Origin of the sequence: Marinobacterium sp. BA1, from assembly GCF_041155135.1 — a bacterium.
Classification (GTDB): domain Bacteria; phylum Pseudomonadota; class Gammaproteobacteria; order Pseudomonadales; family Balneatricaceae; genus Marinobacterium; species Marinobacterium iners.
In genome coordinates, this window is the sequence record NZ_BAAFHC010000001.1 from 2,958,313 (window position 1) to 2,984,065 (window position 25,753).

Annotated in this window: 32 protein-coding genes; 1 reads left to right on the forward strand and 31 read right to left on the reverse strand. The window is 49.6% G+C overall.

Features of this window, described 5'->3' with window-relative positions:
- Positions 1 to 106 precede the first annotated feature (106 nt).
- Positions 107 to 847 (forward strand): TrmB family transcriptional regulator, encoded by a 741-nt coding sequence (locus ACAM29_RS14375; protein ID WP_091827871.1) that lies wholly within the window; start codon positions 107 to 109, stop codon positions 845 to 847.
- A gap of 107 nt (positions 848 to 954) precedes the next feature.
- On the opposite strand, the gene ACAM29_RS14380 is transcribed toward ACAM29_RS14375, so the two are convergent.
- The 31 genes from ACAM29_RS14380 to ACAM29_RS14530 all read right to left on the reverse strand — a co-directional run bounded on the left by ACAM29_RS14380 (position 955) and on the right by ACAM29_RS14530 (position 25,753).
- Positions 955 to 1,380, reverse strand: coding sequence for a F0F1 ATP synthase subunit epsilon (locus tag ACAM29_RS14380; RefSeq protein WP_091827872.1), 426 nt, complete (start codon positions 1,378 to 1,380; stop codon positions 955 to 957).
- A 33-nt stretch (positions 1,381 to 1,413) separates the two neighbouring features.
- Entirely contained in the window at positions 1,414 to 2,811 is a 1,398-nt protein-coding gene (atpD, locus tag ACAM29_RS14385; RefSeq protein WP_091827873.1) for a F0F1 ATP synthase subunit beta, read from the reverse strand.
- Between the two features lie 37 nt (positions 2,812 to 2,848).
- Positions 2,849 to 3,712, reverse strand: coding sequence for a F0F1 ATP synthase subunit gamma (gene atpG, locus ACAM29_RS14390; protein WP_091827874.1), 864 nt, complete (start codon positions 3,710 to 3,712; stop codon positions 2,849 to 2,851).
- A gap of 74 nt (positions 3,713 to 3,786) precedes the next feature.
- Positions 3,787 to 5,331 (reverse strand): F0F1 ATP synthase subunit alpha, encoded by a 1,545-nt coding sequence (gene atpA / locus ACAM29_RS14395; RefSeq protein ID WP_354408838.1) that lies wholly within the window; start codon positions 5,329 to 5,331, stop codon positions 3,787 to 3,789.
- A gap of 15 nt (positions 5,332 to 5,346) precedes the next feature.
- Positions 5,347 to 5,883, reverse strand: coding sequence for a F0F1 ATP synthase subunit delta (locus ACAM29_RS14400; protein WP_091827876.1), 537 nt, complete (start codon positions 5,881 to 5,883; stop codon positions 5,347 to 5,349).
- Positions 5,884 to 5,895: 12 nt separating this feature from the next.
- Positions 5,896 to 6,366 carry a F0F1 ATP synthase subunit B gene (locus ACAM29_RS14405; protein WP_091827877.1) on the reverse strand — a complete coding sequence of 157 codons (471 nt, stop codon included), beginning with the start codon at positions 6,364 to 6,366 and terminating at the stop codon, positions 5,896 to 5,898.
- 72 nt (positions 6,367 to 6,438) lie between these two features.
- Positions 6,439 to 6,666, reverse strand: coding sequence for a F0F1 ATP synthase subunit C (atpE, locus tag ACAM29_RS14410; protein ID WP_091827878.1), 228 nt, complete (start codon positions 6,664 to 6,666; stop codon positions 6,439 to 6,441).
- Between the two features lie 85 nt (positions 6,667 to 6,751).
- A complete protein-coding gene (gene atpB, locus ACAM29_RS14415; RefSeq protein ID WP_091827879.1) occupies positions 6,752 to 7,573 on the reverse strand; it encodes a F0F1 ATP synthase subunit A in 822 nt (273 codons plus the stop codon).
- Positions 7,574 to 7,597: 24 nt separating this feature from the next.
- Positions 7,598 to 8,023, reverse strand: a complete 426-nt coding sequence (locus ACAM29_RS14420; protein WP_369624522.1) for an ATP synthase subunit I — start codon at positions 8,021 to 8,023, stop codon at positions 7,598 to 7,600.
- Positions 8,024 to 8,165: 142 nt separating this feature from the next.
- The gene (locus ACAM29_RS14425; RefSeq protein ID WP_369625150.1) at positions 8,166 to 9,059 is read right to left on the reverse strand and encodes a ParB/RepB/Spo0J family partition protein; all 894 of its coding nucleotides are present in this window, start codon (positions 9,057 to 9,059) and stop codon (positions 8,166 to 8,168) included.
- Entirely contained in the window at positions 9,059 to 9,871 is an 813-nt protein-coding gene (locus tag ACAM29_RS14430) for a ParA family protein (protein ID WP_091827881.1), read from the reverse strand. The genes ACAM29_RS14425 and ACAM29_RS14430 overlap by 1 nt, the downstream gene beginning before the upstream one ends.
- Before the next feature lie 2 nt (positions 9,872 to 9,873).
- A complete protein-coding gene (gene rsmG, locus ACAM29_RS14435; protein WP_091827882.1) occupies positions 9,874 to 10,497 on the reverse strand; it encodes a 16S rRNA (guanine(527)-N(7))-methyltransferase RsmG in 624 nt (207 codons plus the stop codon).
- Positions 10,497 to 12,392 carry a tRNA uridine-5-carboxymethylaminomethyl(34) synthesis enzyme MnmG gene (mnmG, locus tag ACAM29_RS14440; protein WP_369624523.1) on the reverse strand — a complete coding sequence of 632 codons (1,896 nt, stop codon included), beginning with the start codon at positions 12,390 to 12,392 and terminating at the stop codon, positions 10,497 to 10,499. The genes rsmG and mnmG overlap by 1 nt, the downstream gene beginning before the upstream one ends.
- Before the next feature lie 870 nt (positions 12,393 to 13,262).
- Positions 13,263 to 13,841, reverse strand: coding sequence for a YceI family protein (locus ACAM29_RS14445; RefSeq protein ID WP_091827883.1), 579 nt, complete (start codon positions 13,839 to 13,841; stop codon positions 13,263 to 13,265).
- Positions 13,834 to 14,415: a cytochrome b gene (locus tag ACAM29_RS14450; RefSeq protein ID WP_206837617.1), complete on the reverse strand. Its 582-nt coding sequence runs from the start codon at positions 14,413 to 14,415 to the stop codon at positions 13,834 to 13,836. Before ACAM29_RS14450 ends, ACAM29_RS14445 begins: the two co-directional genes overlap by 8 nt.
- Positions 14,416 to 14,511: 96 nt before the next feature.
- Entirely contained in the window at positions 14,512 to 14,700 is a 189-nt protein-coding gene (locus tag ACAM29_RS14455; protein WP_091827885.1) for a hypothetical protein, read from the reverse strand.
- Positions 14,701 to 14,714: 14 nt separating this feature from the next.
- Positions 14,715 to 15,296, reverse strand: a complete 582-nt coding sequence (locus ACAM29_RS14460; protein ID WP_091827886.1) for a hypothetical protein — start codon at positions 15,294 to 15,296, stop codon at positions 14,715 to 14,717.
- Positions 15,297 to 15,415: 119 nt separating this feature from the next.
- Entirely contained in the window at positions 15,416 to 16,363 is a 948-nt protein-coding gene (locus tag ACAM29_RS14465) for a hypothetical protein (protein ID WP_369624524.1), read from the reverse strand.
- A gap of 615 nt (positions 16,364 to 16,978) precedes the next feature.
- A complete protein-coding gene (locus ACAM29_RS14470; protein WP_369624525.1) occupies positions 16,979 to 17,269 on the reverse strand; it encodes a hypothetical protein in 291 nt (96 codons plus the stop codon).
- Positions 17,270 to 17,370: 101 nt separating this feature from the next.
- On the reverse strand, positions 17,371 to 17,712 hold the full coding sequence (gene imm45 / locus ACAM29_RS14475; protein ID WP_369624526.1) for an Imm45 family immunity protein: 342 nt from the start codon (positions 17,710 to 17,712) through the stop codon (positions 17,371 to 17,373).
- 58 nt (positions 17,713 to 17,770) lie between these two features.
- The gene (locus tag ACAM29_RS14480; protein ID WP_369624527.1) at positions 17,771 to 18,025 is read right to left on the reverse strand and encodes a barstar family protein; all 255 of its coding nucleotides are present in this window, start codon (positions 18,023 to 18,025) and stop codon (positions 17,771 to 17,773) included.
- Positions 18,026 to 18,151: 126 nt separating this feature from the next.
- Positions 18,152 to 18,283: a hypothetical protein gene (locus ACAM29_RS14485; RefSeq protein WP_369624528.1), complete on the reverse strand. Its 132-nt coding sequence runs from the start codon at positions 18,281 to 18,283 to the stop codon at positions 18,152 to 18,154.
- A 39-nt stretch (positions 18,284 to 18,322) separates the two neighbouring features.
- Positions 18,323 to 18,979 (reverse strand): DUF1629 domain-containing protein, encoded by a 657-nt coding sequence (locus ACAM29_RS14490; RefSeq protein WP_369624529.1) that lies wholly within the window; start codon positions 18,977 to 18,979, stop codon positions 18,323 to 18,325.
- 158 nt (positions 18,980 to 19,137) lie between these two features.
- Positions 19,138 to 19,374 carry a hypothetical protein gene (locus ACAM29_RS14495; RefSeq protein ID WP_369624530.1) on the reverse strand — a complete coding sequence of 79 codons (237 nt, stop codon included), beginning with the start codon at positions 19,372 to 19,374 and terminating at the stop codon, positions 19,138 to 19,140.
- 246 nt (positions 19,375 to 19,620) lie between these two features.
- Positions 19,621 to 19,917 (reverse strand): hypothetical protein, encoded by a 297-nt coding sequence (locus ACAM29_RS14500; protein ID WP_369624531.1) that lies wholly within the window; start codon positions 19,915 to 19,917, stop codon positions 19,621 to 19,623.
- Positions 19,918 to 20,082: 165 nt separating this feature from the next.
- Positions 20,083 to 20,739, reverse strand: a complete 657-nt coding sequence (locus ACAM29_RS14505; RefSeq protein WP_369624532.1) for a DUF1629 domain-containing protein — start codon at positions 20,737 to 20,739, stop codon at positions 20,083 to 20,085.
- Positions 20,740 to 20,832: 93 nt separating this feature from the next.
- The gene (locus ACAM29_RS14510) at positions 20,833 to 21,108 is read right to left on the reverse strand and encodes a hypothetical protein (protein WP_369624533.1); all 276 of its coding nucleotides are present in this window, start codon (positions 21,106 to 21,108) and stop codon (positions 20,833 to 20,835) included.
- Between the two features lie 618 nt (positions 21,109 to 21,726).
- Entirely contained in the window at positions 21,727 to 23,088 is a 1,362-nt protein-coding gene (locus tag ACAM29_RS14515) for a PoNe immunity protein domain-containing protein (RefSeq protein ID WP_369624534.1), read from the reverse strand.
- Positions 23,089 to 23,127: 39 nt separating this feature from the next.
- Positions 23,128 to 23,781: a DUF1629 domain-containing protein gene (locus ACAM29_RS14520; RefSeq protein ID WP_369624535.1), complete on the reverse strand. Its 654-nt coding sequence runs from the start codon at positions 23,779 to 23,781 to the stop codon at positions 23,128 to 23,130.
- 106 nt (positions 23,782 to 23,887) lie between these two features.
- Positions 23,888 to 24,340: a hypothetical protein gene (locus ACAM29_RS14525; RefSeq protein WP_369624536.1), complete on the reverse strand. Its 453-nt coding sequence runs from the start codon at positions 24,338 to 24,340 to the stop codon at positions 23,888 to 23,890.
- Between the two features lie 51 nt (positions 24,341 to 24,391).
- Positions 24,392 to 25,753 carry a PoNe immunity protein domain-containing protein gene (locus ACAM29_RS14530; protein ID WP_369624537.1) on the reverse strand — a complete coding sequence of 454 codons (1,362 nt, stop codon included), beginning with the start codon at positions 25,751 to 25,753 and terminating at the stop codon, positions 24,392 to 24,394.

Here is a 25,753-nt window from a genome sequence, read left to right on the forward strand (position 1 = left end):
TTTGCGGCCCTGACACCTGTCAGGGCCCATTGATTCAAGAGTTGTCAGGCACTTTAGCGTATACTCGAAATCGATCAATCCTTTTTGTCACTCAAAAATTGACAATATGAACCAGCAGATTTTTGAACAGCTCGGTCTGAGTGAACGTGATGTCAGCATTTACAAGGCCTTGCTTGCATTGGGACCCAGTGCAATACGAACCGTTGCTGAACGCGCAGGTGTCAATCGCGGGACAACCTATGAGTGTCTTAAAAGCCTGCAACAGCGTGGAGTCGTCACCTACCTGCCCAAGGGCAAACGCCGCTATTTTTCAGCGCGAGAGCCAGAAGTATTACTCCAGTTGGCACAAGAGCGACGCCAGCAACTTGATCAGGCGATCAATCAGCTGAAAGGCAGTGTGATACCCGAACTGCACCACCTTAAACCTGAGTTCAGCGTCGCCAATGTGGAGTTTTATGAAGGGGATGCCGGGATTGAGCAGGTCCTGCGCGATATTCTCAACCGTGTTGGTGATCAGGATGAACGTGTCTACTCGGTGTTTTCCTCCAAGCCGATTCGACCCCTGTTGTACCGTCCATTTCCCAACTTCACGGCTCAGCGGGTCGCCCGCAAAATTCGCGTGCGGGTGATTGCGATCGGTGATGGAGGTGAGAGCGCCGAGTACTCGGAACGTAAATGGATACGAACAGAGGGTTCAGTTGATGCGGCATACATTGCAATTTACCCACCACGCTGCGCCATTATTTCGTTGGCTTCTGACAATTACCCTACCGCAGTGGTGATCGACTCACGTGAAGTTGCCGCTGCCCAGCAGATCATATTCAACACGCTGTGGGGCTTACTCTAGCGAAAGCACGCAACATGATTTCTGCAACGCTTCATAGCCGTCACGTAATATCCAGATACAAAAAAAGCAGCCCTGAGGCTGCTTTTTGCATGCAGTCGAAAGGTTGGTTATTTACCAATCTTGCGACGAATCTGCTGCAGAGTGCGAAGCTGAGCCGCTGCTTCAGCCAGCTGAGCCGCAGCACGTGAGTATTCGAACTCGCCGGTCTTGTCAGCCATGGCATGCTCGGCATGCTTCTGGGCTTCAAGCGCGGCAGCTTCACTCAGGTCACCCGCACGCAGTGCAGTATCAGCAAGCACTGTCACTTTATGCGGCTGTACTTCGATAAAGCCACCGGAGACGTAGAATACATCTTCCTCACCGCCCTGCTTGCGCAGCTCGACAGGGCCTGGTTTCAGTTCCGTCAGAAGCGGAGCGTGACCCGGGTAGATACCCAGGTCACCCAGGCTACCTGTCACGGAGACGAACTCGATCAGGCCGGAGAAGATCTGCTCTTCGGCACTTACGATGTCACAATGAACAGTCATAGCCATCTTGATTACCTCTTAAAAGGTTCCGCGCGGAACTTACAGGCCCTTCGCTTTCTCAACAGCTTCGTCGATGGTGCCAACCATGTAGAACGCCTGTTCCGGCAGGTGATCATATTCACCTTTCAGAATGCCGTCGAAGCCACGGATGGTTTCCTTCAGAGACACGTATTTACCCGGAGAACCGGTGAATACTTCGGCCACGAAGAACGGCTGAGACAGGAAGCGCTGAATCTTACGCGCACGGGATACAGTCTGCTTGTCTTCTTCAGACAGCTCGTCCATACCCAGAATCGCGATGATATCCTTCAGCTCCTTGTAGCGCTGCAGGGTCTGCTGAACGCCACGAGCGATTTCGTAGTGTTCCTGACCGATAACCAGCGGATCCAGCTGACGAGAGGTGGAGTCCAGCGGGTCGATCGCCGGGTAGATACCCAGCTCCGCGATTTGACGAGACAGTACTACAGTCGCATCAAGGTGGGAGAAGGTGGTTGCCGGAGACGGGTCAGTCAAGTCATCCGCCGGTACGTATACCGCCTGGATAGACGTGATGGAACCGGTCTTGGTAGAGGTGATACGTTCCTGCAGAACGCCCATCTCTTCCGCCAGAGTCGGCTGGTAACCTACCGCAGAAGGCATACGACCCAGCAGTGCCGATACTTCGGTACCCGCCAGGGTGTAACGGTAGATGTTGTCGACGAACAGCAGTACGTCACGGCCTTCATCACGGAATTTTTCCGCCATGGTCAGACCGGTCAGAGCTACACGCAGACGGTTACCCGGCGGCTCGTTCATCTGGCCGTAGACCATCGCTACCTTGGACTTGTCGAACTGCTCAACGTTTACAACGCCAGCTTCCTGCATCTCATGGTAGAAGTCGTTACCCTCACGAGTACGCTCACCAACGCCCGCAAATACGGACAGACCGGAGTGCTGAGTCGCGATGTTGTTGATCAGCTCCATCATGTTTACGGTCTTGCCTACACCGGCACCACCGAACAGACCGACCTTACCACCCTTGGCGAACGGGCAAACTAGGTCGATAACCTTGATGCCGGTTTCCAGCAGCTCGTTAGTAGCTGCCTGGTCCGCGTAAGACGGCGCCTTACGGTGGATGGCGTAACGCTCTTCTTCACCGATCGGACCACATTCGTCGATCGGCTCACCCAGAACGTTCATGATACGACCCAGGGTGGCAGTACCGACCGGTACAGATACCGGAGCGCCAGTGTTGGTCGTTTCCAAACCACGGCTCAGACCTTCAGTCTGACCCATGGCAATTGCACGTACGACACCGTCGCCCAGCTGCTGCTGAACTTCCAGTGTCAGGCCGGTTTTTTCGACGGTCAATGCGTCGTAAACCTTCGGCACGTTGTCACGCGGGAATTCCACGTCTACAACCGCACCGATAATCTGAACAATACGTCCGCTACTCATGTTCGGATCCTCTTAACTTTTAAACCTGTTCACTGCATCAAACAGCAGCAGCACCACCGACGATCTCGGAAATTTCCTGAGTAATCGCCGCCTGACGAGCCTTGTTGTATACCAGTTGAAGCTCGTCGATCAGGTTGCCGGCGTTGTCGGTTGCATTCTTCATCGCCAGCATTCGGGCTGCCTGTTCACAGGCGTTGTTCTCAACCACGGCCTGATAGACCAGGGACTCGATGTAACGCGTCAGCAGGCCGTTCAACAGCTCCTTCGCGTCCGGTTCGTACAGATAGTCCCAGTGATGGTTGAGCGTCTTGTCATCGTCTTCCGCCTTCAGCGGCAGCAGCTGCTCAACGCCAGGCTTCTGGGTCATGGTGTTCACGAAATCGTTGGATACGATGAACAATTGATCCAGCTTGCCTTCGTCGAAGTTATCCAGCATCACCTTGACCGAACCGATCAGCTGTTCCAGTTCCGGCGCATCGCCGAGACCGCCCTTCGCAGCAACGACGTTACCGCCGTAGTTACGGAAGAAGGTGATTGCCTTAGAGCCCAGTGCACAGATATCGACTTCGATATTCCTGTCGTGGAACTCTTTCATTTTGCTTACAGCTGCCTTGAACGCATTCACGTTCAAACCGCCACAGAGGCCACGGTCGGATGCCACAATAATGAAGCCGACACGTTTGACCTCACGCTCCTGCATGTAGAGGTGCTTGTATTCAGGGTTGGCTTTCGCCAGATGCTGAATAACACCACGGATGCTCTGGGCGTACGGACGGGAAGACTGCATGCGATCCTGGGCCTTACGCATCTTCGACGCAGCAACCATTTCCATGGCGCTGGTGATTTTGCGCGTGCTGCCAATGCTCGCAATCTGCGTCTTAATCTCTTTTCCGACTGCCATAGTTCCGCCTATTAAACTTGAATCAGTATTGGACCGGCCGGTGTATCTGGCCGGTCACCAGCTCTGACGAGCAATTACCAAGTTTGGGTAGACTTGAACTTCTCGATGCCAGCCTTGAACTGAGCCGCGATTTCGTCGTCGTAACCGCCTTTCTCGTTCACTTTCGCCATCAGATCAGCGTGTTCGCTGTTGAAGTAGGCGACCAGGGCTGCTTCGAATGCACCGATCTTGTCCAGCTCGACACCTTTCAGGAAGCCTTCGTTGGCAGCGTACAGGCTCAGACCCATCTCGGCGACGGACATCGGAGAGTACTGTTTCTGCTTCATCAGCTCGGTTACGGCCTGGCCGTGTTCCAGCTGGTTACGAGTAGCATCATCCAGGTCGGAAGCGAACTGCGCGAACGCTGCCAGCTCACGGTACTGAGCCAGTGCCAGACGCACACCGCCACCCAGCTTCTTGATGATCTTGGTCTGGGCAGAACCACCCACTCGGGATACGGACAGACCTGCGTTGATCGCAGGGCGTACGCCAGAGTTGAACAGGCTGGCTTCCAGGAAGATCTGGCCATCGGTGATGGAGATTACGTTGGTCGGTACAAACGCAGATACGTCACCACCTTGGGTTTCGATGATCGGCAGTGCGGTCAGAGAACCGGTCTGGCCTTTCACTTCACCCTTGGTGAACTGTTCAACGTAGTCAGCATTTACACGGGACGCACGCTCCAGCAGACGGGAGTGCAAGTAGAATACGTCACCCGGGTATGCTTCACGGCCCGGCGGACGACGCAGCAGCAGAGAGATCTGACGGTATGCCCAAGCCTGCTTGGTCAGGTCGTCAAATACGATCAGCGCGTCTTCACCGCGGTCACGGAAGTATTCACCCATGGTCGCACCGGCGTACGGTGCCAGGTACTGCATGGCAGCCGGATCAGCAGCGCCTGCAGCGACAACGATGGTGTGATCCATCGCACCGTGCTCTTCCAGCTTGCGCACCACGTTGGCGATGGTGGACTGCTTCTGTCCGATCGCAACGTAGATACACTTGATGCCGGTACCTTTCTGGTTGATGATCGCATCGATCGCAATTGCGGTCTTACCGATCTGACGGTCACCGATGATCAGCTCACGCTGGCCACGGCCAACCGGTACCATCGCGTCAATCGCTTTCAGACCGGTCTGAACCGGCTGATCTACGGACTGACGTGCAATTACACCCGGCGCTACCTTCTCAACCGCGTCGGTGAGCTTGGTATTGACCGGCCCCTTGCCATCGATCGGGTTACCCAGCGCGTCAACAACGCGACCAAGCAGTTCCGGACCAACCGGCACTTCAAGAATACGACCGGTACAACGTGCGGTCATGCCTTCGACCAGACCCTGGTAGTCGCCCAGTACTACGGCGCCGACAGAGTCGCGCTCCAGGTTCAGTGCCATACCGTAGACACCGCCCGGGAATTCGATCATCTCGCCGTACATAACGTCGGCAAGACCGTGGATCAGGATAATACCATCGGATACGCTGACGATGGTGCCCTCGTTACGGGCTTCAGAAGACACATCAAGTTTCTCGATGCGCTTCTTGAGAATCTCGCTGATCTCAGATGGATTCAGTTGCTGCATTGTTATTCCTCACACTCAGGAATTCATCGCTTCGGCCAGTTTCGCCAGTCGTGCGCGAACGGAACCGTCGATCACAAGGTCATCAGAGCGAACAACCACACCCCCGATGATGGACTTATCCACCTGGGATGTAAGCTTCACTTCACGACCCAACTTGGTGCTGAGGGCCTTGGCCAGTTTCTCCTGCTGTGCATCTTCGAGCGGGAAAGCCGTGGTCAGGTCAACATCGACCTTTTTCTCCAGATTGGCTTTCAGGCGCTCGAACTGCACGGAGATCTCTGGCAGCAGGCTCAGCCGGCCGTTTTCGGCCAACAGACGAACAAAGTTCTTGCCTGCTTCATCCGCCTTGGCATCGAGCACTGACAGTACAACGTCAGCTTTTTGCTCGCCGCTCAGGGACGGATTGCTCAGCACTCGGGTCATCAGGCTGTCACTGGCCGCCATGGCGACAAGTGACAGTGTCTGAGACCATTGATCGAGGTTGCCCTTCTCACGCGCATATTCGAATGCGGCTTTGGTGTAGGGCCGGGCGACTGTATTGAGTTCAGCCATCGTAAACCTCGCTTAAAGCTCAGCTGCCAGTTTCTCAACCAGCTTAGCGTGCGCTTTTTCGTCAACAGAGGCTTCCAGAATCTTTTCAGCACCGGCAATTGCCAGTGTAGCCACCTGAGCGCGCAGTGTTTCGCGTGCACGGTTGACTTCCTGTTCGAGTTCAGCCTGAGCAGATGCTTTCACACGGTCGGCTTCGACACGTGCCTGCTCCTTGGCTTCTTCGATGATCTGGTTAGCCCGCTTGTTGGCCTGTTCAATGATGGCGGCTGCCTCTTCCTTGCTTGCACGCATTCCGTCAGCTGCTTTTTCCTGTGCCAGCTGGAGATCACGTTTAGCACGGTCGGCCGCATCAAGCCCTTCGGCAATCTTCTTCTTACGTTCAGCCAGGGCACCGGTAATCGGTGGCCAGACGTATTTCATACAAAATACGACGAAGAGGAAGAATGCAATGGCCTGACCAATGATGGTGAGATTGATATTCACGCCATTACCTCTCGCGGTTGTCTGTTCAAGTAGTTACCCCCGCAGGGGCGCAGTGCCATTCGAACTACTTAATTAAGCAACAGCGAACAGGACGTACAGACCCAGACCAACACCGATCATCGGGATCGCGTCAACCAGGCCCATTACGATGAAGAACTGAGTACGCAGCAGAGGAACCAGTTCAGGCTGACGAGCAGCACCTTCCAGGAACTTGCCACCCAGGATACCGATGCCGATAGCAGCACCAATAGCACCCAGACCCAGCATCAGCGCAGCAGCGATATACAGCATTGCTTCCATTTTTTCTCTCCAACTATTTTCAAGGTTAAGTTAGTTAGTTTTGCAAAGGTAAATCGGTTGTTCAGTAAACTCTATCCGTTACAACTCAGTGATCATCATGCGCCATGGCGAGGTACACAATTGTCAGCACCATGAAGATGAACGCCTGCAGAGTAATAACCAGGATATGGAAGATCGCCCAGGGTACAGACAGCACCCACTGCGCCCAAAACGGCAGCAGCGCGATCAGGATGAAGATCATTTCGCCCGCGTACATGTTGCCGAACAGTCGCAGTGCCAGTGACACCGGTTTGGCAAGCAGACCAACCAGCTCAAGGAACAGGTTGAACGGAGCAAATATTTTCGGCAGCGGCTGGAATGAAAGCTCAGCCAGGAACCCGCTCACACCTTTCTGCTTGATGCTGTAGTAAACAATCAGGGCAAACACGCTCAATGCCATGCCGCCGGTAGCGTTCACGTCAGTGGTCGGTACAATTTTCATGTACTCAACACCCATCTGCGCAAAGATGTAAGGCACCCAGTCAACCGGCACCAGGTCCATCAGGTTCATCAGGAAAATCCAGACGAAGATGGTCAGTGCCAGTGGGGCAATTACGGCATTCTTGTGGTGAAAGATGCTTTTAACGTTCTCATCGATGAACTCGATCAGAGTTTCAACGAAGTTCTGCGCCCCCCCAGGAACACCGGCTGTCATACTTTTGGCCACCTTGCGGAAGAACCATATAAACAGCAGGCCCAGCCCCACGGACCACAGCATTGTATCGACGTTGATCGCCCAGAAACCCATCTCTGCCGCTTCCTGCGCACCGTGCGCGAAGCTCCAACCGTTTTCGGGATGATTCCCGAACGTCAAGTTGGTCAAGTGATGGGAAATGTATTCTGAGGATGTAACTGTTCCACTTGCCATTCTCAGTATCTCTCATTCAAAGTTTCAGGAACTGTGTCTGCACTGCTTCAGCTGCAGTATCCATCCGGATAGCTGCAGCAGTATGAAGGTGCCAAATAGGGGAAATGGGCTCAAAGGCTGAACCAGCATGAAGGTTGCACTGAACAGCGCAACCGCCAGCATCATTTTCCCTATTTCGCTCGCATACATACGAATCACGATGCGATGGGCGTTATCGGCGTCCTGGCTGGAAAATGCCCGCCAGGCAAAATACAGATTCGGAATCAGGTAAAGCAGACCACCCAGCAGGGCCGAATATGCTTGTGTCACCCCGAGCAACAAACAGGCCACAGATACACAGAGTATCAACACGGCCTGTTGCAGGAAGATTCGCTTGAATCCCTTGATGCTGCGCCTGTCACGTACACTGACAGCCGCTTTTGGGACTTGCTCCGCTGTACTCTTCCTCAATCCTGATCCTGTATCGTCCGAAACAGTGCCCAAATAGCGGGCAGATTATAGGCATTCCCCCCCTGTTTCTCAACTGAAACCCGGAAGATTTGCACTAAGGTCTTACCCTAAGCCAGTACGACTGGATATTACCTGATGCGGGTCAGCCAATCAGCTGCAGGATTGCATCGAGTTCATCACGAGATTTGAAATTGATTGAAATCTTACCCTTGCCGCTTGCCGTCGCATTGATCTTGACGGGTACAGAAAAACGCTGAGACAGCTCTCCTGCAAGCTGCTGCAGCTGTTCGTCTGGCTGCTTTGACGGCTTTTCTTCGGCATCAGCGGGTTGCTGAAAACGCTTCACCAACAACTCGGTTTCGCGTACCGAAAGCCCTCTGGTGACGACCTCATCTGCCGCCTTGATCTGAACCAGCCCTTCCAGGGCCAGCAATGCCCTCGCATGGCCCATTTCGATATCGCCATACTCCAGCATTTTTTTGACCTCATCAGTCAAATTCATCAACCGGAGCAGGTTGGTAATCGTGGAGCGGGACTTGCCAACGGCATCAGCGACTTGCTGCTGAGTCAGCTCAAACTCGGTCTGCAGACGATGCAGCGCGATCGCTTCCTCGATTGGGTTGAGATTTTCACGCTGAATGTTTTCAATCAGGGCCATGGCGATGGCTGCTTCATCGGGCACATCGCGGATAATCACCGGAATTGTGCTCAATCCCGCCATCTGTGCCGCTCGCCAGCGCCTCTCACCTGCGATGATTTCGTAACGTCCCTCCGCTACCGGTCGGACCACAATCGGCTGCATGACGCCCTGGGCACGAATCGAGTTTGCCAGCTCTTCCAATGCCTGCGGTTCTAGATCACGCCGTGGCTGATAACGACCACGCTGGATGTCATCCAGTGACATCTGTCGCAAGTCACCCTGCTTGTCTGCGGCCTGACGTACCTCGGTCTGTTCCGCGTAAGGTGAGTCTTCTGCCGCCACATCAGACAACAACGCATCCAGCCCGCGCCCCAGTCCCCGTTTTTTCGCTACCATCATTCAGCTTCCTGTTCCGTTGTCACCACCGCCTCTGCGGTGCGTTCCCGATCCGTACGGCGAATCAATTCACCAGCCAGAGCCAGATAGGCCAGAGCCCCGCGGGAGCTCTTGTCATACTGCAGCGCTGGCAGACCATGGCTTGGCGCTTCAGCCAGACGCACATTACGGGGGATCACCGTGCGATAGACCTTATCCCCGAAATACTCCACCAAGTGAGTGGATACATCCTTCGTCAGGCTCATGCGCGGATCGTACATGGTGCGCAGTATGCCCTCGATCTTCAGCTCCGGATTCAGGCGCTGATTGATCTTGTTGATGGTCCCGACCAGTGCACTGATCCCCTCCAGTGCATAGTACTCACACTGCATAGGAATGATCACACCGGATGATGCCGCCAGTGCGTTGACCGTCAGCAGATTGAGTGACGGCGGGTTGTCGATCAGGATGAAGTCATAGTCATCCATCACCGGCATCAGTGCCATCTTGAGCCGGAATTCACGCCGCGGGAGCTGCAGCAGCTCAACCTCGGCAGCCGTCAGGTCGCCATTGGCACCGATCAGATGATAGCCGCACAGGGTATCCTTGATGATCGCATTGGCGGCATCGGTCTGATCTGTCAGGAGCTCATACACCGAATGTTCCAGTTGATGCTTGTCGATGCCGCTGCCCATGGTGGCATTCCCCTGGGGGTCCAGGTCGATCATCAGTACCCGTTTGCGGGTCGCAGCAAGAGATGCCGCCAGGTTGACGCAGGTGGTGGTCTTACCCACACCACCCTTCTGATTGGTGATTGTGATGATCTTGGCCACGTTCAGATTCTCCCAAGGATCAGCAGGTGTCGCTCGCCATCGGTATCCGGCAGGTTAAGCCGGTGTACGTCCTGCAATGAAAACCCTGCCGGTATCTGTTCGAGTTCGGCTTCAGGATACAGTCCTTTCATCGCCAGAAACACTCCACTTGGCGCGGCCAAATGACCGCTGAGTGTCAGCATGTCAGAAATGGAAGCAAAGGCGCGTGAAACTATCATGTCGAAAGGGGCTGCCTCTACCTGTTCCACTCGACCGTTGATAACGGTCAGATTATCCAGCCCCAACTCGATGCGCACCTGCTGCTGAAACCGAGTCTTCTTGCCGTTACTGTCCAGTGTGGTGACATCAAGATCGGGACGGCAGATCGCCAGCGGAATACCAGGCAGACCGGGGCCACTGCCCACATCGAGCAGACGTCCCGAGCCAATCCAGGGCAGAATGCTCAAGCTGTCCACCAGGTGACGGCTGATCATCTCCTGCGGATCACGCACAGCGGTCAGGTTGTATGCCTTGTTCCACTTCACCAGCAATTGATGATAGGCCAGCAGGCGCTCGACTTGTGTTTCGTTGAGGTCGAGTTTCAGTTGTTTCAGCGCCTGCTCCAGCGTGTGGCGATACCGATCCATCAATGTTGCACCTGTGTCCTGTTATGGCTGAGTTGGCGTTTTTTCAGATATACCAGCAGCAACGAAATCGCTGCAGGTGTCATACCCTGAATGCGTGAAGCCTGTGCCAGGGTTTCCGGGCGCTGTTGACCCAGCTTGAGTTTCAACTCATTGGACAGACCACTGACCTGACTGTAATCGAAATCATCCGGCAAGCGAGTGTTTTCCTGGCGGCGCATCTGCTCGATTTCAGTCTTTTGCCGCTCGATATAGCCGGAATATTTGAGCTGGATCTCAACCTGCTCTGCGGCCTGAGCGTCATTGATCGGCTCGCCCTTGAGCCAGGCCACGTCGTTGTAGCCCAACTCGGGGCGCTTGATCAGGTCGGCCAGATTGTATTCTCGGGTCAGCTCACTTTTCAGACGGCTGCTGAGTTGCTCTGCTTCGACCGTAGCGGGATGTACCCAAGTATTTTTCAGGCGTTGCAGCTCCAGCTCCATCGCTTCGCGCTTGGCCTCGAACCGCATCCAGCGTTCATCGCCGACCAGCCCCAGTTCACGCCCCTTTTCGGTCAAGCGCAGATCGGCGTTGTCTTCACGCAGAATCAAACGGTATTCCGCCCGACTGGTAAACATGCGATAGGGCTCGGAGGTACCCAGCGTGATCAGATCATCGACCAGAACACCGATATAGGCTTCATCGCGGCGAGGATACCACTGCTCGCGCTCAAGTGCGCGTGCTGCTGCGTTGTAACCCGCCAGCAGGCCCTGAGCGCCGGCTTCTTCGTAACCGGTCGTTCCGTTGATCTGACCGGCAAAATAAAGACCACTGATATGTTTTGTTTCCAACGTATGACGCAGATCCTGCGGGTTGAAAAAGTCATATTCGATGGCATAGCCCGGTCGGGTGATATGTGCATGTTCAAAACCGCGAATCGAACGAACCAGCTCCATCTGTACATCAAACGGCAGACTGGTGGAGATGCCGTTGGGATATAGCTCATGGGTAGTAAGGCCTTCAGGTTCAACAAAAACCTGGTGTTGGTCCTTGTCCGCGAAGCGATTGATCTTATCTTCGATAGAGGGGCAGTAACGAGGCCCAATCCCTTCGATCACGCCGGTATACATGGGCGACCGGTCCAACCCGCCACGAATAATGTCATGGGTACGGGCGTTGGTATGGGTGATGAAACAACTGACCTGCTGTGGGTGCTCATCCCGGCTGCCCATGAAAGACATGACCGGTGTTGGAGTATCACCCGGCTGAGGCTGCATGACGGAAAAATCGACACTGCGGGCATCGATGCGCGGAGGTGTGCCAGTCTTGAGCCTATCGACCCGTAACGGCAACTCTCGTAATCGCTGTGCCAAACGGATTGAAGGCGGATCACCGGCACGGCCACCGGCATGATGATCCAGTCCGATATGGATAACACCTCCTAGGAAGGTACCTGCAGTCAGAACCACAGAACGTGCGTGAAAACGAATGCCGGTTTGAGTCACTACCCCCTTGACCTGTTCACCTTCCACGATCAAGTCATCAGCCGCCTGCTGGAAAATATGCAGGTTAGGCTGATTCTCCAGTATCGAACGAACGGCAGCCTTGTAGAGGATACGATCAGCCTGGGCGCGTGTTGCACGTACAGCAGGCCCCTTGCGGGCATTAAGTACCCGAAACTGGATACCCCCTCGATCAGTTGCCCGTGCCATCGCCCCATCAAGCGCATCGATCTCTTTCACCAGATGACTCTTGCCGATCCCGCCGATGGCTGGGTTGCAGGACATCTGACCCAGCGTTTCGATGTTGTGTGTCAGAAGCAGAGTTTTGGCACCGATGCGTGCGGATGCCAAAGCGGCTTCTGTTCCGGCATGTCCGCCGCCGATCACGATTACATCAAAGTGGTCAGGGTAATCCACTGCACAGGCCTCACAGATTGTGTTGTCGAACTGACCGCATGGGTCGGGTGAAAAGGCTGACAAGTATAGCGTTCTGAAGTGCTGCAGGAAATGGTCAAATATTGAACAGCTCTTTTTCTTCTTATATATAAGTAAGGATAGGTAAGGTTTATATATAAAGATGATTATTGTTTGTTATGTATGGTCAGCCACATTTCCGTTGATAGTACGGTTTTTCGTATGTATTTCATATGGTTATACATCTTCAAACCCTGTATACCCTTGCCCGTGTGACTGGTGACGCCCTTGGGATGAGCTGTGTGTAAAACAGCACCATATCCACAGCCTGAATTGTTCCACCGTTTGTGCACAGATGGTTCCTGGACAGGAACACAGTTTCCGGACAGGCTGGTGTGAATTGTATATTCATGTGGTTAAGAGCAGAGCAAGCTGTACGTTGGCTGTGAATTGATTTCGACAACACAAACAAGGCCTGAATATCGTGAAGATATACCTGTTGGTAAGTCTGTGTGTGGTATGTATAACATGAGCAGGTTTTATTGCAGGATGGGATTGGCAAGTTGTGCCATGATAACAGGGTAAAACCATTAAATACTTTAAAAACAGTAGTTTATGAATATTATAGCTGTGGATAAGCAGGGTTTATCATAAAGCCATCCCTTGTTTTGCACAGGCTATCACAATGCCGGTCAATAAATGTCCAGCAGGGTTAGGCCCGGAATCAGTGACACATGTGGGTAAGATACCGAAAAAAAATTCGGCTTTGCCTGTGGGTAAGTAGCAAGAAACGCTAAAGCCGCTGCAAAGCGATAAAAACAGGGGGAAATGAAGGTGGAAAGGCCGACGGTGCCGGCCTTGATTGTGCAGAGCTTACTGGCGGATGCCTTCAATACTCAAAATCAGTTCGACTTCCTGTGCAGCAGGGCCAAGATCCATATCGATATTGTAGTCCTTCAGACGAATGCTGGTGCTGCCTTCGAAACCTGCGCGGTATCCACCCCAGGGGTCTTCACCCTCACCCAGATGTTGGGCATCAATGATCACTTCGCGGGTCGCGCCGTTCAGTGTCAGGTTACCCTTGATCTCCAGCGCGCCATCCTCAGACGCAGTCACAGAAGTAGACTCAAAGCGTGCAACGGGATGAGCGTCCACATTGAGAAAGTCTGCGCTGCGCAGGTGTTTGTCACGTTCGGCATGATTTGAATCCACGCTGGCAGTATTGATATTGACGCTCACACTGCTGTCTTCCGGTGATTCGGAATCCCAGTTGAAGCGACCATCAAACTCATTGAAGCGGCCGTACAGCCAGCTGTAGCCCAGGTGGCTGATCTTGAAATTGACAAAAGCATGCTGGCCTTCGATATCAATGGCATATTCCGCTGCCTGTGCTGTCACAGCAGACATTGTCAGCATTGAACCCAATGCCATACCGGCAAACAGTTTATTCATTATGACTCTCCTTGGTATTAGTGGACCCCGGCCTCAACATGCGGATGAGGGTGGTGTCACGATCAATGAAATGATGCTTGAGCGCACCCAGAATGTGCAGGGCTACTAACGCAAGTACGCCCATGGCCAACCAGTAATGCACAGCCCCTGCGCGATCGGCCTGACCAGGAAGCTCGGTGATCAGTGCAGGCAGTTCAAACCAGCCAAATACACTGATGCCCTGGCCCTTGGCGGTCGAGATCAGATAACCACTGATCAGAATGGCAAACAGCATGAAGTAGAGCAGAGCATGAGCGGCATGGGCAAGACGAACCTCCCAGCGGCGATGGCTGGGAAGTGTCTTGGGTTGAGGGTTTGTCAATCGCCACAGCAGGCGTGCAACAAGAACAGCGGCCAGACTTAAACCGATACTCTTGTGCCAGAATGGTGCAAGCTTGTACCAGGGGCTGTAATAGTTCAGTTCGACCATCCACAGCCCCAAGGCAATAAGACCGAACACTGTCAACGCAACCAGCCAATGCAGCAGGATGCTGATCAATCCATAGGACTCTATTGTGTTACGCAGGGCTGGCATTCTTCTCCTCCTGATTCAGTGCAATGATTGTCACACTAAAAGGAGAATCAATTAAGCCGTCTGAATGGTGCAAATATATCAGTTTTTTTGATTGTTCTACCCTGTATGGTTTGCAGCCAAACCCAACAAAAAAAGAATCATTATGGCCAAGATAGAGCCAATACTTTTCAATTTTTTATTAGCGAACTTGAAGTCAAACTTCCCGACTACAAATAGCACAAGGTAAACAATAGCGGCACTCATCAGCAAGCGGCCTAGTAAATTCCCTACAACATAGGCGTCCATTAGTGTATTTCCTTTTAATTATTGGGAAGAGGTTTCAAGTTACTGATTATTTTAGTCAGCATTGGATGGATGTGTTCTGACTTTCCCTGAGCGGTAACAGCAAAAAAAGCTACGGAGCGTCCTGAAGGCATCATACCGGCAAAACTGAGCGCTTCGTAATCCACCCCTTCAGATCTCAAAGACAGAAGCTCTTCATAACCTACGATGTCGCCATAGGTTACTTTTTCCATTTTTCGCATGACTTCAGGATTCATGGCACTTGCGCTCTTGCGTACAGTTGCCAAAGATTTCAGTGCAATCAAAGGTAAAAGTTCCTTTTTGATCGTGATATCAGGCACACTGACAATATCAATACTTGTGGGTGGATAATAGTCCTCAGGTGTACTGAGTATTATCGCATGGGTATCACGGCGGCGTTGAGTTTCCCAGTTCCATTGTGGTCGCGCGGGTACAAATATTTGAAGGCCTGCTTCGGGTACATCTGTCACGGCAAAGGGGCGTTTGGCCCGCTGCTCTTCGGCCTGTGATGGCACCGCGATAAAAAAATGTATGAATAAGGTTACTAAAGCTAAAAGGTTCAGACGGTTTCTGGACATGATTAATTCTTCCTGATTATCAGTCGTTATAAAACGGAGGCGTTCATCCTGAATAGCGGATAGTACCCTACTGAGTAGCCTCAGTAGGGTCAATAAGTCAATATGACCGTTTTAATTTTTCAATCCAAAGGTTCGATTCGCAAGCTGCCTTCCGGCTTTAATGTCAGCTTCGCTTTGCGCCAACCCAGCCCATCTTCAGACATCTGATTATGTAACTTGAGCAGTGCATTTTCTGAAGCGGTGCTGTCAGGTAGCATAAATCTATGAGCAGTATCATTAATAATATAGTCACTGACCATTGATACTTTGTTTTCGGCTATTTCAGCCGTAACAACAACGGCTTGCCATCCCACTGGAAGTTTACCGTCTAGTTCTGAAGAAATGAAATTACGAACTTCCGAGTCGCTGAACGTGACAGGGGCCAATAATTTTTCAGGCATTTCATCAACCCGAATAACCGCAGTATAGGTGTCTGGAGACTGCTTGTTGGCGGGGTCTATTATATCGAGCATCGGAATATTAAAGGTGACAGTTTTGCCGTTATTGGACAAAGAACCGTTGGTATCCTTTACCTGTTCGCCAGTGAAGGCGATATGAAAACCCTCACTACCAACTTCTTCTTTAAGACTTTTGATCATGGCCTGTTGCATTTCAGCAGGCATATCTGGTGGGAACATGTCCTCATTGAACTCGGAAATGAAAGTGTTGACGTCAAGTGTGAGTTTGATAACACCTTCATCTTCGGTTTCTACATCAATCGGCATAGGTTTGGATTTTTCTGTACTGCCGATATCGATAAAACTGACTTTTCCCTCTTGCAACCATGTGTCAATTGAAAATTGAGTGACGTGATGGCAAACAGTGCTTCCGTCTGCATGAGAAGTGAGTGAACCGCCCTGTTGCTCACAATTTTTATTTGGGTTGGGGCCTGGCTTTCCTGTATCAGCACCCTGCAGAGTACGAATGTCGAGTTGTTCCGATTTCAGATCGAAATCCAGGCTGACATCAATGCAGCCGCTTAGTGCAAGTGCACAAACGAGAGAAAGGAGTAACTTAGGCATTTTCATGTACACATCCTTTTGAAGTTGAGAAGTCCATCAGGTGGCTTGCGCAGCCCTGAGCATATCGATTAAAAGAGTAATTCTGAATGGAATTTTTTGTGTCGTCCAGCGGTGAGCTTAATTGTTACCCCTGTAATTTGATTTCAACAATGACTGGTTGAGATAATTAGCGTTACACTTTGCCCAAGTGTTTCTATCTTGCGCCATTTTTTATGTGGGTGTCAGATAAATACTGTCACTGTTCATCTAGCTCAATGCTTCCAACCGTGGTCTATGAAAAATTCAAATATCATACAATGGCATTTAATCCTGTCTCAATGAATAAAATATCTTATCTTCGCTACACGAATACTCATAACCTCGACTGAAAATATTTATATAGTGCTCCATATTAAATTCAATATTACAGATATCATTCAGTACGTACCAGTTTATATTGTAATCATAGTGAATATGATAAACTGCTTCATTTATAGAGTAGTATATCTTTTCTTTATATTTTAAGTTATCTATAAATATATCGTTTAAACATACATTAATTTCGCTTTGTAGCGAATCTTGCCTCTTTATCTTTAAGAGCTGATCTTGATTGCAAAATTCAACTTCCTTTATATTTTCAATTTAATTAGCCAGTTCAATAAAATCATTCTCCCTCAATATTTTTATTTTTTCTTTTATATCAAAAAATATTTCTTCTTCAATGATTTCATCTGGGGGAGTGATCTTTTCTGAAAATGATTTGACCTCAATAAGTCTTGATTTTGTTCTATCACTTAAATTCATTTTTTCAAGTATGAAATCATAATCATGCTCTGTTAAATCCCCTTCGAATAAATAATCGAAGTGGTTCATGTCATAGTTCTTTTTAGCATCCCTAAAAAGAACCCACTCTTTAACAATATTACGAATCATCAGTTAAGCTCCAATGATGGTACTACAGGTGGGTCTATCTGCCTTCAACTTTCTCAGCATTATTTTTAGCTATAAAAATATCTTAGTATTTCAAGATTATTTTAAAATAAATCGGAAGAGATGGGTCCATGACATATCATCGCTGTTGATACATCTGACTCCATCCAGATCCAGTCATTCCAGTTTTCAATCAGCCAACCTACAGTAATACCCCTTCCAGGGTGAAGTGATGTAGCTGGAATTAGACGGAAAGGATTTATACCACCCTTACTACCGGAAATTCTTACAATAGAAATTGGAAAATCGTTATCTCCAATCCATTCACAAATCATGAATATAACTACTTCATCACACCATGAATCATCTTTCAACTTTATTAGAGAGCCTCTTCTTATGCTTTTTTCTATCGGCTCATGAAGTAGTCTTTTCCAGTCAAGTTTCATTATTTAACCTTCTAACCTTGGTCGTTATTTTGGGAGTGAGTAAAAAATCGCCGTTGGGTTAAGATCTTTTTATACTAACACCATCAGCTTCTTGGAATAGTTGAAATACTTTTTTTGCATAATCTCCAAGTGAGTCTTCAACTAAATCAAAATCCTTCCACTCCACTTCAACAGGCAGATCAATCCAGCCTGTGAGACAGTCCCAAAGAGCATCTAAATTCTCACTATAATAGATTGGAAGCTCAAGTTTTTCTTTTATTTCTATATGTAAATCATATTCTGAAAGCATATTTAAACCCTCTAATACAAACAATTAAACCTCACTTTATTTTAATAAATGCCTCATAATGGTGTTTTCTATATAGGAGGCCATCTGATGAATAGATTAATCTTCAAACTCAATTACATAAATTGATTGAAGCTAATTATTAAGGTGATTTTAAACCCGTACCTGCTGGTTATCATTGTACTCTTCGATTATAGGCTTAACTGCAATGTTTTCTGCGCTGTCGGTCAGCCATTGAATACTGGCAGAGGTGTCCAGGTTAGTGAAAAATCGATTCGGTCTCATTGGGTCTCCTTGACGTAGAGTCCGGCTGATTCAATGTGTTTATATACTTCTCATTTCATCAACGGGGGTATACTTTATCCCTGTCATACCTGAATTTTTAATTTTTTCTACAATATCTGAGCGCAGCATTAAAGGTCTGAATCCTCCGTTTAGATGCACATAAAACATCTTTTGATTTTCCGGTATCTCATCATTCAATAGTACATAGTGCTCGACTGATCCTATTTGCAACTTTCCACTAGTGTCTGTCTCTGTCGTAAAAAGAGAGTTTTCCTCATCAAATACCGGCAACATATCTCTGGGGCACAGCAAGTAATAGGGCTCCGGATAGGGTTCGCCTTTAATCGTCACCGCCACCTCTGTAAAGTAGGCTTCAACGGCGGCCTCTTCGAACAACGCCCTTAGGCGGAGAGACACAAATAAGTAAATTCCCACTTTAAACAGGTCGAGCAAACGCCCTTCAGGCAGGGTATAGTGCTCATCAAACCAGGCTCCCTCCCCTTTGTAGTTTTCAATTTGAATGACAGGCAGGGTTGATGTCGGCAGCAGGTTCGGGTCCTGATAAAAGCGAAGAGAAGCAAGTCTTTTCCATTCCCGTACAGATCTTTCTACTCTCCCCAAAAACCATTTCGCTGTCGATTCGGTATAGGTGAGGTTATGCCGTGACGATATTTGCGTAATTTGTAAGTAGTCCACTTTGACTCTCCTATTGCCATACTTGGGGTTCACAGCCAGTGCTGGTGTCAGCATAACTGCCGTGATGGATGAGTGACGGTTAGGCTCGTTGGAGTTGCTTTTCGCAGCGGTCGCTCACCGGTTGTAGGTTGTCGTCTATCAGTGAAAGCTGTACGGCACTAAAAAGGCTGATCATCGGCAAAGGTCTTCACCTTCAGTCCCGCCTGCTCCAGTGCTGTAATGAGCGTATCGGCGTCTTTTGTTTTGACCGCCAGTGCATAGTAGGCGTCCTCGCCGGTGAGTGGCGTGATAAGGCGATATCCGTGTGGCGCCACGCAGGTAGAGTGCTCGTAGAAGATCCAAGGAGTGGCCGCATGAGTATTGATAACTGTAAACCCGTACCTGCTGGTTACCATTGCACTCTTCGATATATTTCAAAATATAGGCTTCACTGCACTCTTCTTCTGAGTTATCAATTAACCACTGAACACTATATGACGTATCGATATCAAGGTCGCTAAAAAATCTGTTGGGCCTCATCTATCTCTCCTTTTGGTAAAACTGATATTCGGAGCCGGTGCGGTCTAATTTTACCTTCGATGTGGAGCCTGACTGCTCATGAATCTCATAGAATTTTGTATTACGGATTGCATAGAGATTCGTTAATCTCCAGAAAAACGCACAGTTTTAACATTTTTGTTCTTTAAATAATCAATAAGTATGATAAGTTCATCTTTCAATTCCATGTTTCCATGCTCTTTCACTTTTTCAAAATCGGCTATTAAATTTGCAAGGGAGGCTCCGGAGAAAGTTGCATTAGCTAAATAATAATCCTTTATTTTTCTCAATTGTTTATAATTTTTATAATCATCATATGAAAAAATACTTTTATGAAGCGTCTCAGACATAGAGATGATCTTATTTTCTTTGTCTGTATATATCAAAATATCTAATGACATGACTATTCAAACTCTTCTAATATCTTTTATGAAGTAGTCTTCGCCACATCTACTCTGCGACACTTCAGTCAGCCATTGAATACTGGCAGAGGTGTCCAGATCAGTAAAAAATCGATTGGGTCTCATTGGTTCTCCTTGACGTAGAGCCCGGCTGATTCAATGCGGCTATATACTTCTCATTTCATCAACGGGTGTATAATTTATCCCTGTCATACCTGAATTTTTCATTTTTTCTACAATATCTGAGCGCAGCATTAAAGGATTGCTTTTTCCATTTATATACATATAAAACAATTTTTGATTTTCCGGTATCTCATCATTCAATAGTACATAGTGCTCGACTGATCCTATTTGCAACTTTCCACTAGTGTCTGTCTCAATCGTAAACAGAGAGTTTTCCTCATCAAATACCGGCAACATATCTCTGGGGCATAGCAAGTAATAGGGCTCCGGATAGGGTTCGCCTTTAATCGTCACTGCTACCTCTGTAAAGTAGGCTTCAACGGCAGCCTCTTCGAGTAATGCCTTGAGGCGGAGCGACACAAAGTCATAGAGCACTATTGAAAACAGATCCAGCAAACGCCCTTCAGGCAGGGTATAGTGCTCATCAAACCAGGCTCCCTCCCCTTTGTAGTTTTCAATCTGAATGACAGGCAGGGTTGATGTCGGCAGCAGGTTCGGGTCCTGATAAAAGCGAAGAGAAGCAAGACTTTTCCACTCATCGACAGATCTTTCTACTCTCCCCAAAAACCAATTTGCTGTCGATTCGGTATAGGTGAGGTTATGCCGTGACGATATTTGCGTAATTTTTAAGTAGTCCACTTTTCCTCCTCCTATTGCCATACCTGAGACTCACACGTTGAACCGGGTATTGCAAAATAATACTCAAAATCAAGCTGGATTAGTTATATATCACTATGATTTGAATTTCTCATTTTGATTTTTAAAATTATTCCGATAGTTGCCTATCATCTTCTTAACTAATTCGTGTATTTGGTCTATATGCCATATATAGTCTGAATATTTCAAATGAAGCTGTACAAGTGCTTCAACAGTAGCATCTACTGAATCTAAGTTATCTCTTTCTATTTTTGACAGGATATTCTCAATTTCAAAAAACATTATCTTGTAATCTTCAAGATTATCTTTCTGCTCATTTATTTCTTCCTGAGTGATTATTTTTTTGCGCATGCATTATTAAGATTTAGGATTATATCTAATGTCTTTGATAGTTCTTCATGCATAAAATATCCTTTCTATGGAATTCTGCGGCCTTCACTTATTGCTTTATCTGTCTTTTTTGAATTCAAATTTTCATCCAAATTCAATACCGCTTTGACCTTATCTCTTTTATCAAATACCTCAATGTGATCATAATGCTGAGTGTCCAATTAAAACTGATCACCTATTTTTAAAATAGGGATTATTTTCTTTCCCTTTAATCTGATAAACGGTTTCTTCTTTAAACACTGTACTTGTTTTATGTAATATATTTTTTAGTATACTTCTGTATTTTTGCTTAAAAATTCTGAAATGCTTGCTGCTTTTATTATCTGATAGCTTGCATTATGCACCCAGGCCTTTTCCTCACCGGCGAAGTAGTTCGGCGTTTTGGACACGCTGGGTGATGACTCCGGACACTGTTAATGTGTGCGAGGGTGCCCGGAGTATTTGTTCCGGTTTATTAAAGAGCGAGTGTGACACAGCTTGCCGTGATGGATGAGCGAAGGTTAGGCTTTTTGGAGTTGCTTTTCGCAGCGGTCGCTCACCGGTTGCAGGTTGTCGTCTACCAGTGAAAGCCGTACGGCATTAAAAAGGCTGATCATCGGCAAAGGTCTTTACCTTCAGCCCAGCCTGTTCCAGCGCTGTAATGAGTGTATCGGCGTCTTTTGTTTTGACCGCCAGTGCATAGTAGGCGTCCTCGCCGGTGAGCGGAGCGATCAGGCGATATCCGTGCGGCGCCAGCCACTGATGGAAGGTATAGAGTACCTCCCAGACTCGCTCGGGGCGGTTCAGCGTAACCGGGTCTGGTGAAAAGGCATCCTCAATGCCCAGAGTGCGCGCGATCGCCTCGCAAAAGCTCAGGGCGCTTTCGTCATCCTTCCAGTCCACGTGCAGCAGGGCCAGGCGGCGGTAGGTGGTCAGCAGTTCCATCTCCCACTGCGCAGCGGAAAAGGCGCAGAGAAAACCGCCGGCCTCAAGGGTTTCCTCTTCCCACTCTTCATTCAGCCACTCGACCAGAGCATTCCACAGACTGGCTTGCAGGCTTTTGGGCAAAGTGGCTGCCATCCGTTCGAACAGCAGCTGCCAGGAGGCAAGCAGCTCGGGCGCGGGCTTGCGCTTGGGTGAACGTTTGGGTGGCTCCGGCAAGGCCGGCTCTTGCAGTGGCTGCAGGATAACCGGCTCGCCCCGGTATTTCGCGCAGGCGAGCATCAGGTCGGTGGGGTAAAACTCATGATCGATAAAGCTGCTGTCATCGATATTCAGCGCTGCAACCACGGCGGCGGCGGGGTAACACCAGAAGCCTCTCCATTCGCGTTGAAGGCGTTCAGGTACAGGGTATAGCTCCCCCAGGATTTTATTACTCAGCAGCAGTTTTTCCCACTGATCCAGGTAGCGGGCGATCATACTGGGGCGTTTTTCCGGTGCTGCATCGAACACCGCATAGAGGTTTTTGTAGACAGGTTTGTGATTTATATCATCAGCTAATGGGCGTGTGGGGTCATATATGCTCAGTAGACGGTCGATAAAGAGATCATAGCCGGCTGACATGGCGCGGGTATTGCGTCCGATCTCATCCCTGCTTTCACCCAGAGCATGGCCAACTGACAGAAGCATACCTACTTTAATCGGATTGATAATATCCATTTTGGCCTTTTCCATCCCGCAGGCATGGATACTCTCCTCCAGAAGACGCAACCGCTCGCGGGCCTGCAGGTAAACAGGGCGCAAAGACTCAATACTGTCCCCCCGGAGATAGAGCGCTCGCAGCAGGTTCATGGAAAGAGAGCATGACCTTTCGTAACTGTAGACGCGCATTTCCTGGCGGCCATCGCATTTTTCAATGCGCTGAATAATATAAGCCTCGCTACAGTAAGTCTGCGATTTATCGGTGAGCCACTGAATACTGGCAGAGGTGTCCAGTTCAGTGAAAAATCGATTCGGTCTCATTGGGTCTCCTTGACGTAGAGCCTGGCTGATTCAATGCGGTTATATACTTCGCATTTCATCAACGGGGGTATACTTTATCCCTGTCATACCTGAATTTTTCATTTTTTCTACAATGTTTGAGCGCAGCATTAAAGGACTGCTTTTTCCATTTATATACATATAAAACAATTTTTGATTTTCCGGTATTTCATTATTCAATAGTACATAATGTTCAACCGACTTTATTTTTAACTTTCCACTAGTGTCTGTATCTGTCGTAAAAAGAGAGTTTTCCTCATCGAATACCGGCAGCATATCTCTGGGGCACAGCAAGTAATAGGGCTCCGGATAGGGTTCGCCTTTAATCGTCACTGCTACCTCTGTAAAGTAGGCTTCAACGGCGGCCTCTTCGAGCAATGCCTTGAGGCGGGGCGATACAAAGTCATAAAGCACTATTGAAAACAGGTCCAGCAAACGCCCCTCAGGCAGGGTATAGTGCTCATCAAACCATGCTCCGTAACCTTTGTAGTTTTCAATCTGAATGACAGGCAGGGTTGATGTCGGCAGCAGGTTCGGGTCCTGATAAAAGCGAAGAGAAGCAAGCCTTCTCCACTCTTTCACAGACCTTTCATTTCCCAAAAACCATTCCCTTGTCGATTCGGTATAGGTGAGGTTATGCCGTGACGATATTTGCGTAATTTCTAAGTAGTCCACTTTGCCTCCTCCTATTGCCATATTTGGGGTTCACAGCCAGCACTGGTGTCAGCATAACTGCCGTGATGGATGAGTGACGATTAGGCTTGTTGCCGTTGCTTTTCGTCTAGCGGGCAGCGATAGCATCTGCCGTTCTGAGCATCTGTAGGAAAAAGGCGCGGTTACGCTCGAAGTTATCGGCATCGGTCACCAGTGAGAATGAAAAGTAGCCGCCGGGAACATCCGTGATGGCAATCACATAGTGCGCATGCACACGCTCACCTTCTGCCAGTCCCTCGAAACGCTGGAAGATGACGCCCTGCTCTTCGCAGCGGTCGCTCACCGGTTGCAGGTTGTCGTCTACCAGAGAAAGCCGTACATCGGCAAACCGGGCTACATCCATATCCGGCTTGCGGGCATAGGCGGAGATGGTCAGGGTGACGCTATCGTCGTCGGACTGGACGATTAACAGGCCGGGGTTATCCCGGTAGCCGGATGCTTTCCAATGTTCCGGAATGCAAATTTGAAAATGATTGCCCGGGTTGGCAACCCAGCGGGTACCCACATTCTGTACGGTCATCTGTTTTCCTCGTGGTTCATAGGCCGATTACTTACAGGTCACTCCCCTGCCTTAAAATGGCTGATCATCGGCAAAGATCTTCACCTTCAGTCCCGTCTGCTCCAGTGCTGTAATGAGCGTATCAGCGTCTTTTGTTTTGACCGCCAGCGCGTAATAGCTGTCGTCGCCGGTATCTGGCGAGATCAGCCGGAAGCCCCGCTCGTTGAGCCATAGGTGGAAGCGGTACAGCACCTCCCAGACCCGGTGGGAACTGCTGAAGCTTAGCGGGTCCGGCTCGAACGCCTCTTCGATCGCCAGAGTACGGGCCAGATCGGCACAGAACGACAATGCGCTTTCGTCATCCTTCCAGTCCACATGCAGCAGTACCAGGCGACGATAGGTCTGCAGCAGCTCCATCTCCCACTGGGCCGTCGACAGGGCACAGAGAAGATCGGCGACATCGAACTGCTCCTCTTCCCACTCGTCGTTCAGCCACTGAACCAGAGCGTTCCACAGGGTATTCTGCAGACTTTTGGGCAGCGATGAGGTCAGTGTATCGAACAGTGATTGCCAGGGCTTGAGCATCGACGGGGCGACCTTGCGTCGCGGCGAGCGTTTCGGGGGTTCCGGCAAGGCCGGCTCTTGCAGTGGCGGCAGGATGACCGGCTCGCCCCGGTATTGGGCGCAGGCGAGCATCAGGTCGGTGGGGTAAAACTCATGATCGATAAAGCTGCTGTCATCGATATTCAGCGCAGCGACCACGGCGGCGGCGGGGTAACACCAGAAGCCTCTCCATTCGCGTTGAAGGCGTTCAGGTACAGGGTATAGCTCCCCCAGGATTTTATTGCTCAGCAGCAGTTTTTCCCACTGATCCAGGTAGCGGGCGATCATGCCGGGGCGCTTGTCCGGTGGCGCATCGAACACCGCATAGAGGTTTTTGTAGACAGGTTTGTGATTTATATCATCAGCTAATGGGCGTGTGGGGTCATATATGCTCAGGAGACGGTCGATAAAGAGATCATAGCCAGCTGACATAGCGCGGGTATTACGTCCGATCTCATTCCTGCTTTCACCCAGAGCATGGCCAAAGGCAAGGAGGATGCCGACCTCAATCGGATTGATAATATCCATTTTGGCCTTTTCCATCCCGCAGGCATGGATACTCTCCTCCAGAAGACGCAACCGCTCGCGGGCCTGCAGGTAAACAGGGCGCAAAGACTCAATACTGTCCCCCCGGAGATAGAGCGCTCGCAGCAGGTTCATGGAAAGAGAACATGACATTCTGTAACTAAAAACGCGTATTTCCTGGCGGCCATTACACTCTTCAATCTCCCGGGTGATATAGACCTCACTGCACAATTCTTCAGAATTATTAATCAGCCATTGAATACTGGCAGAGGTGTCCAGGTCAGTAAAAAATCGATTCGGTCTCAT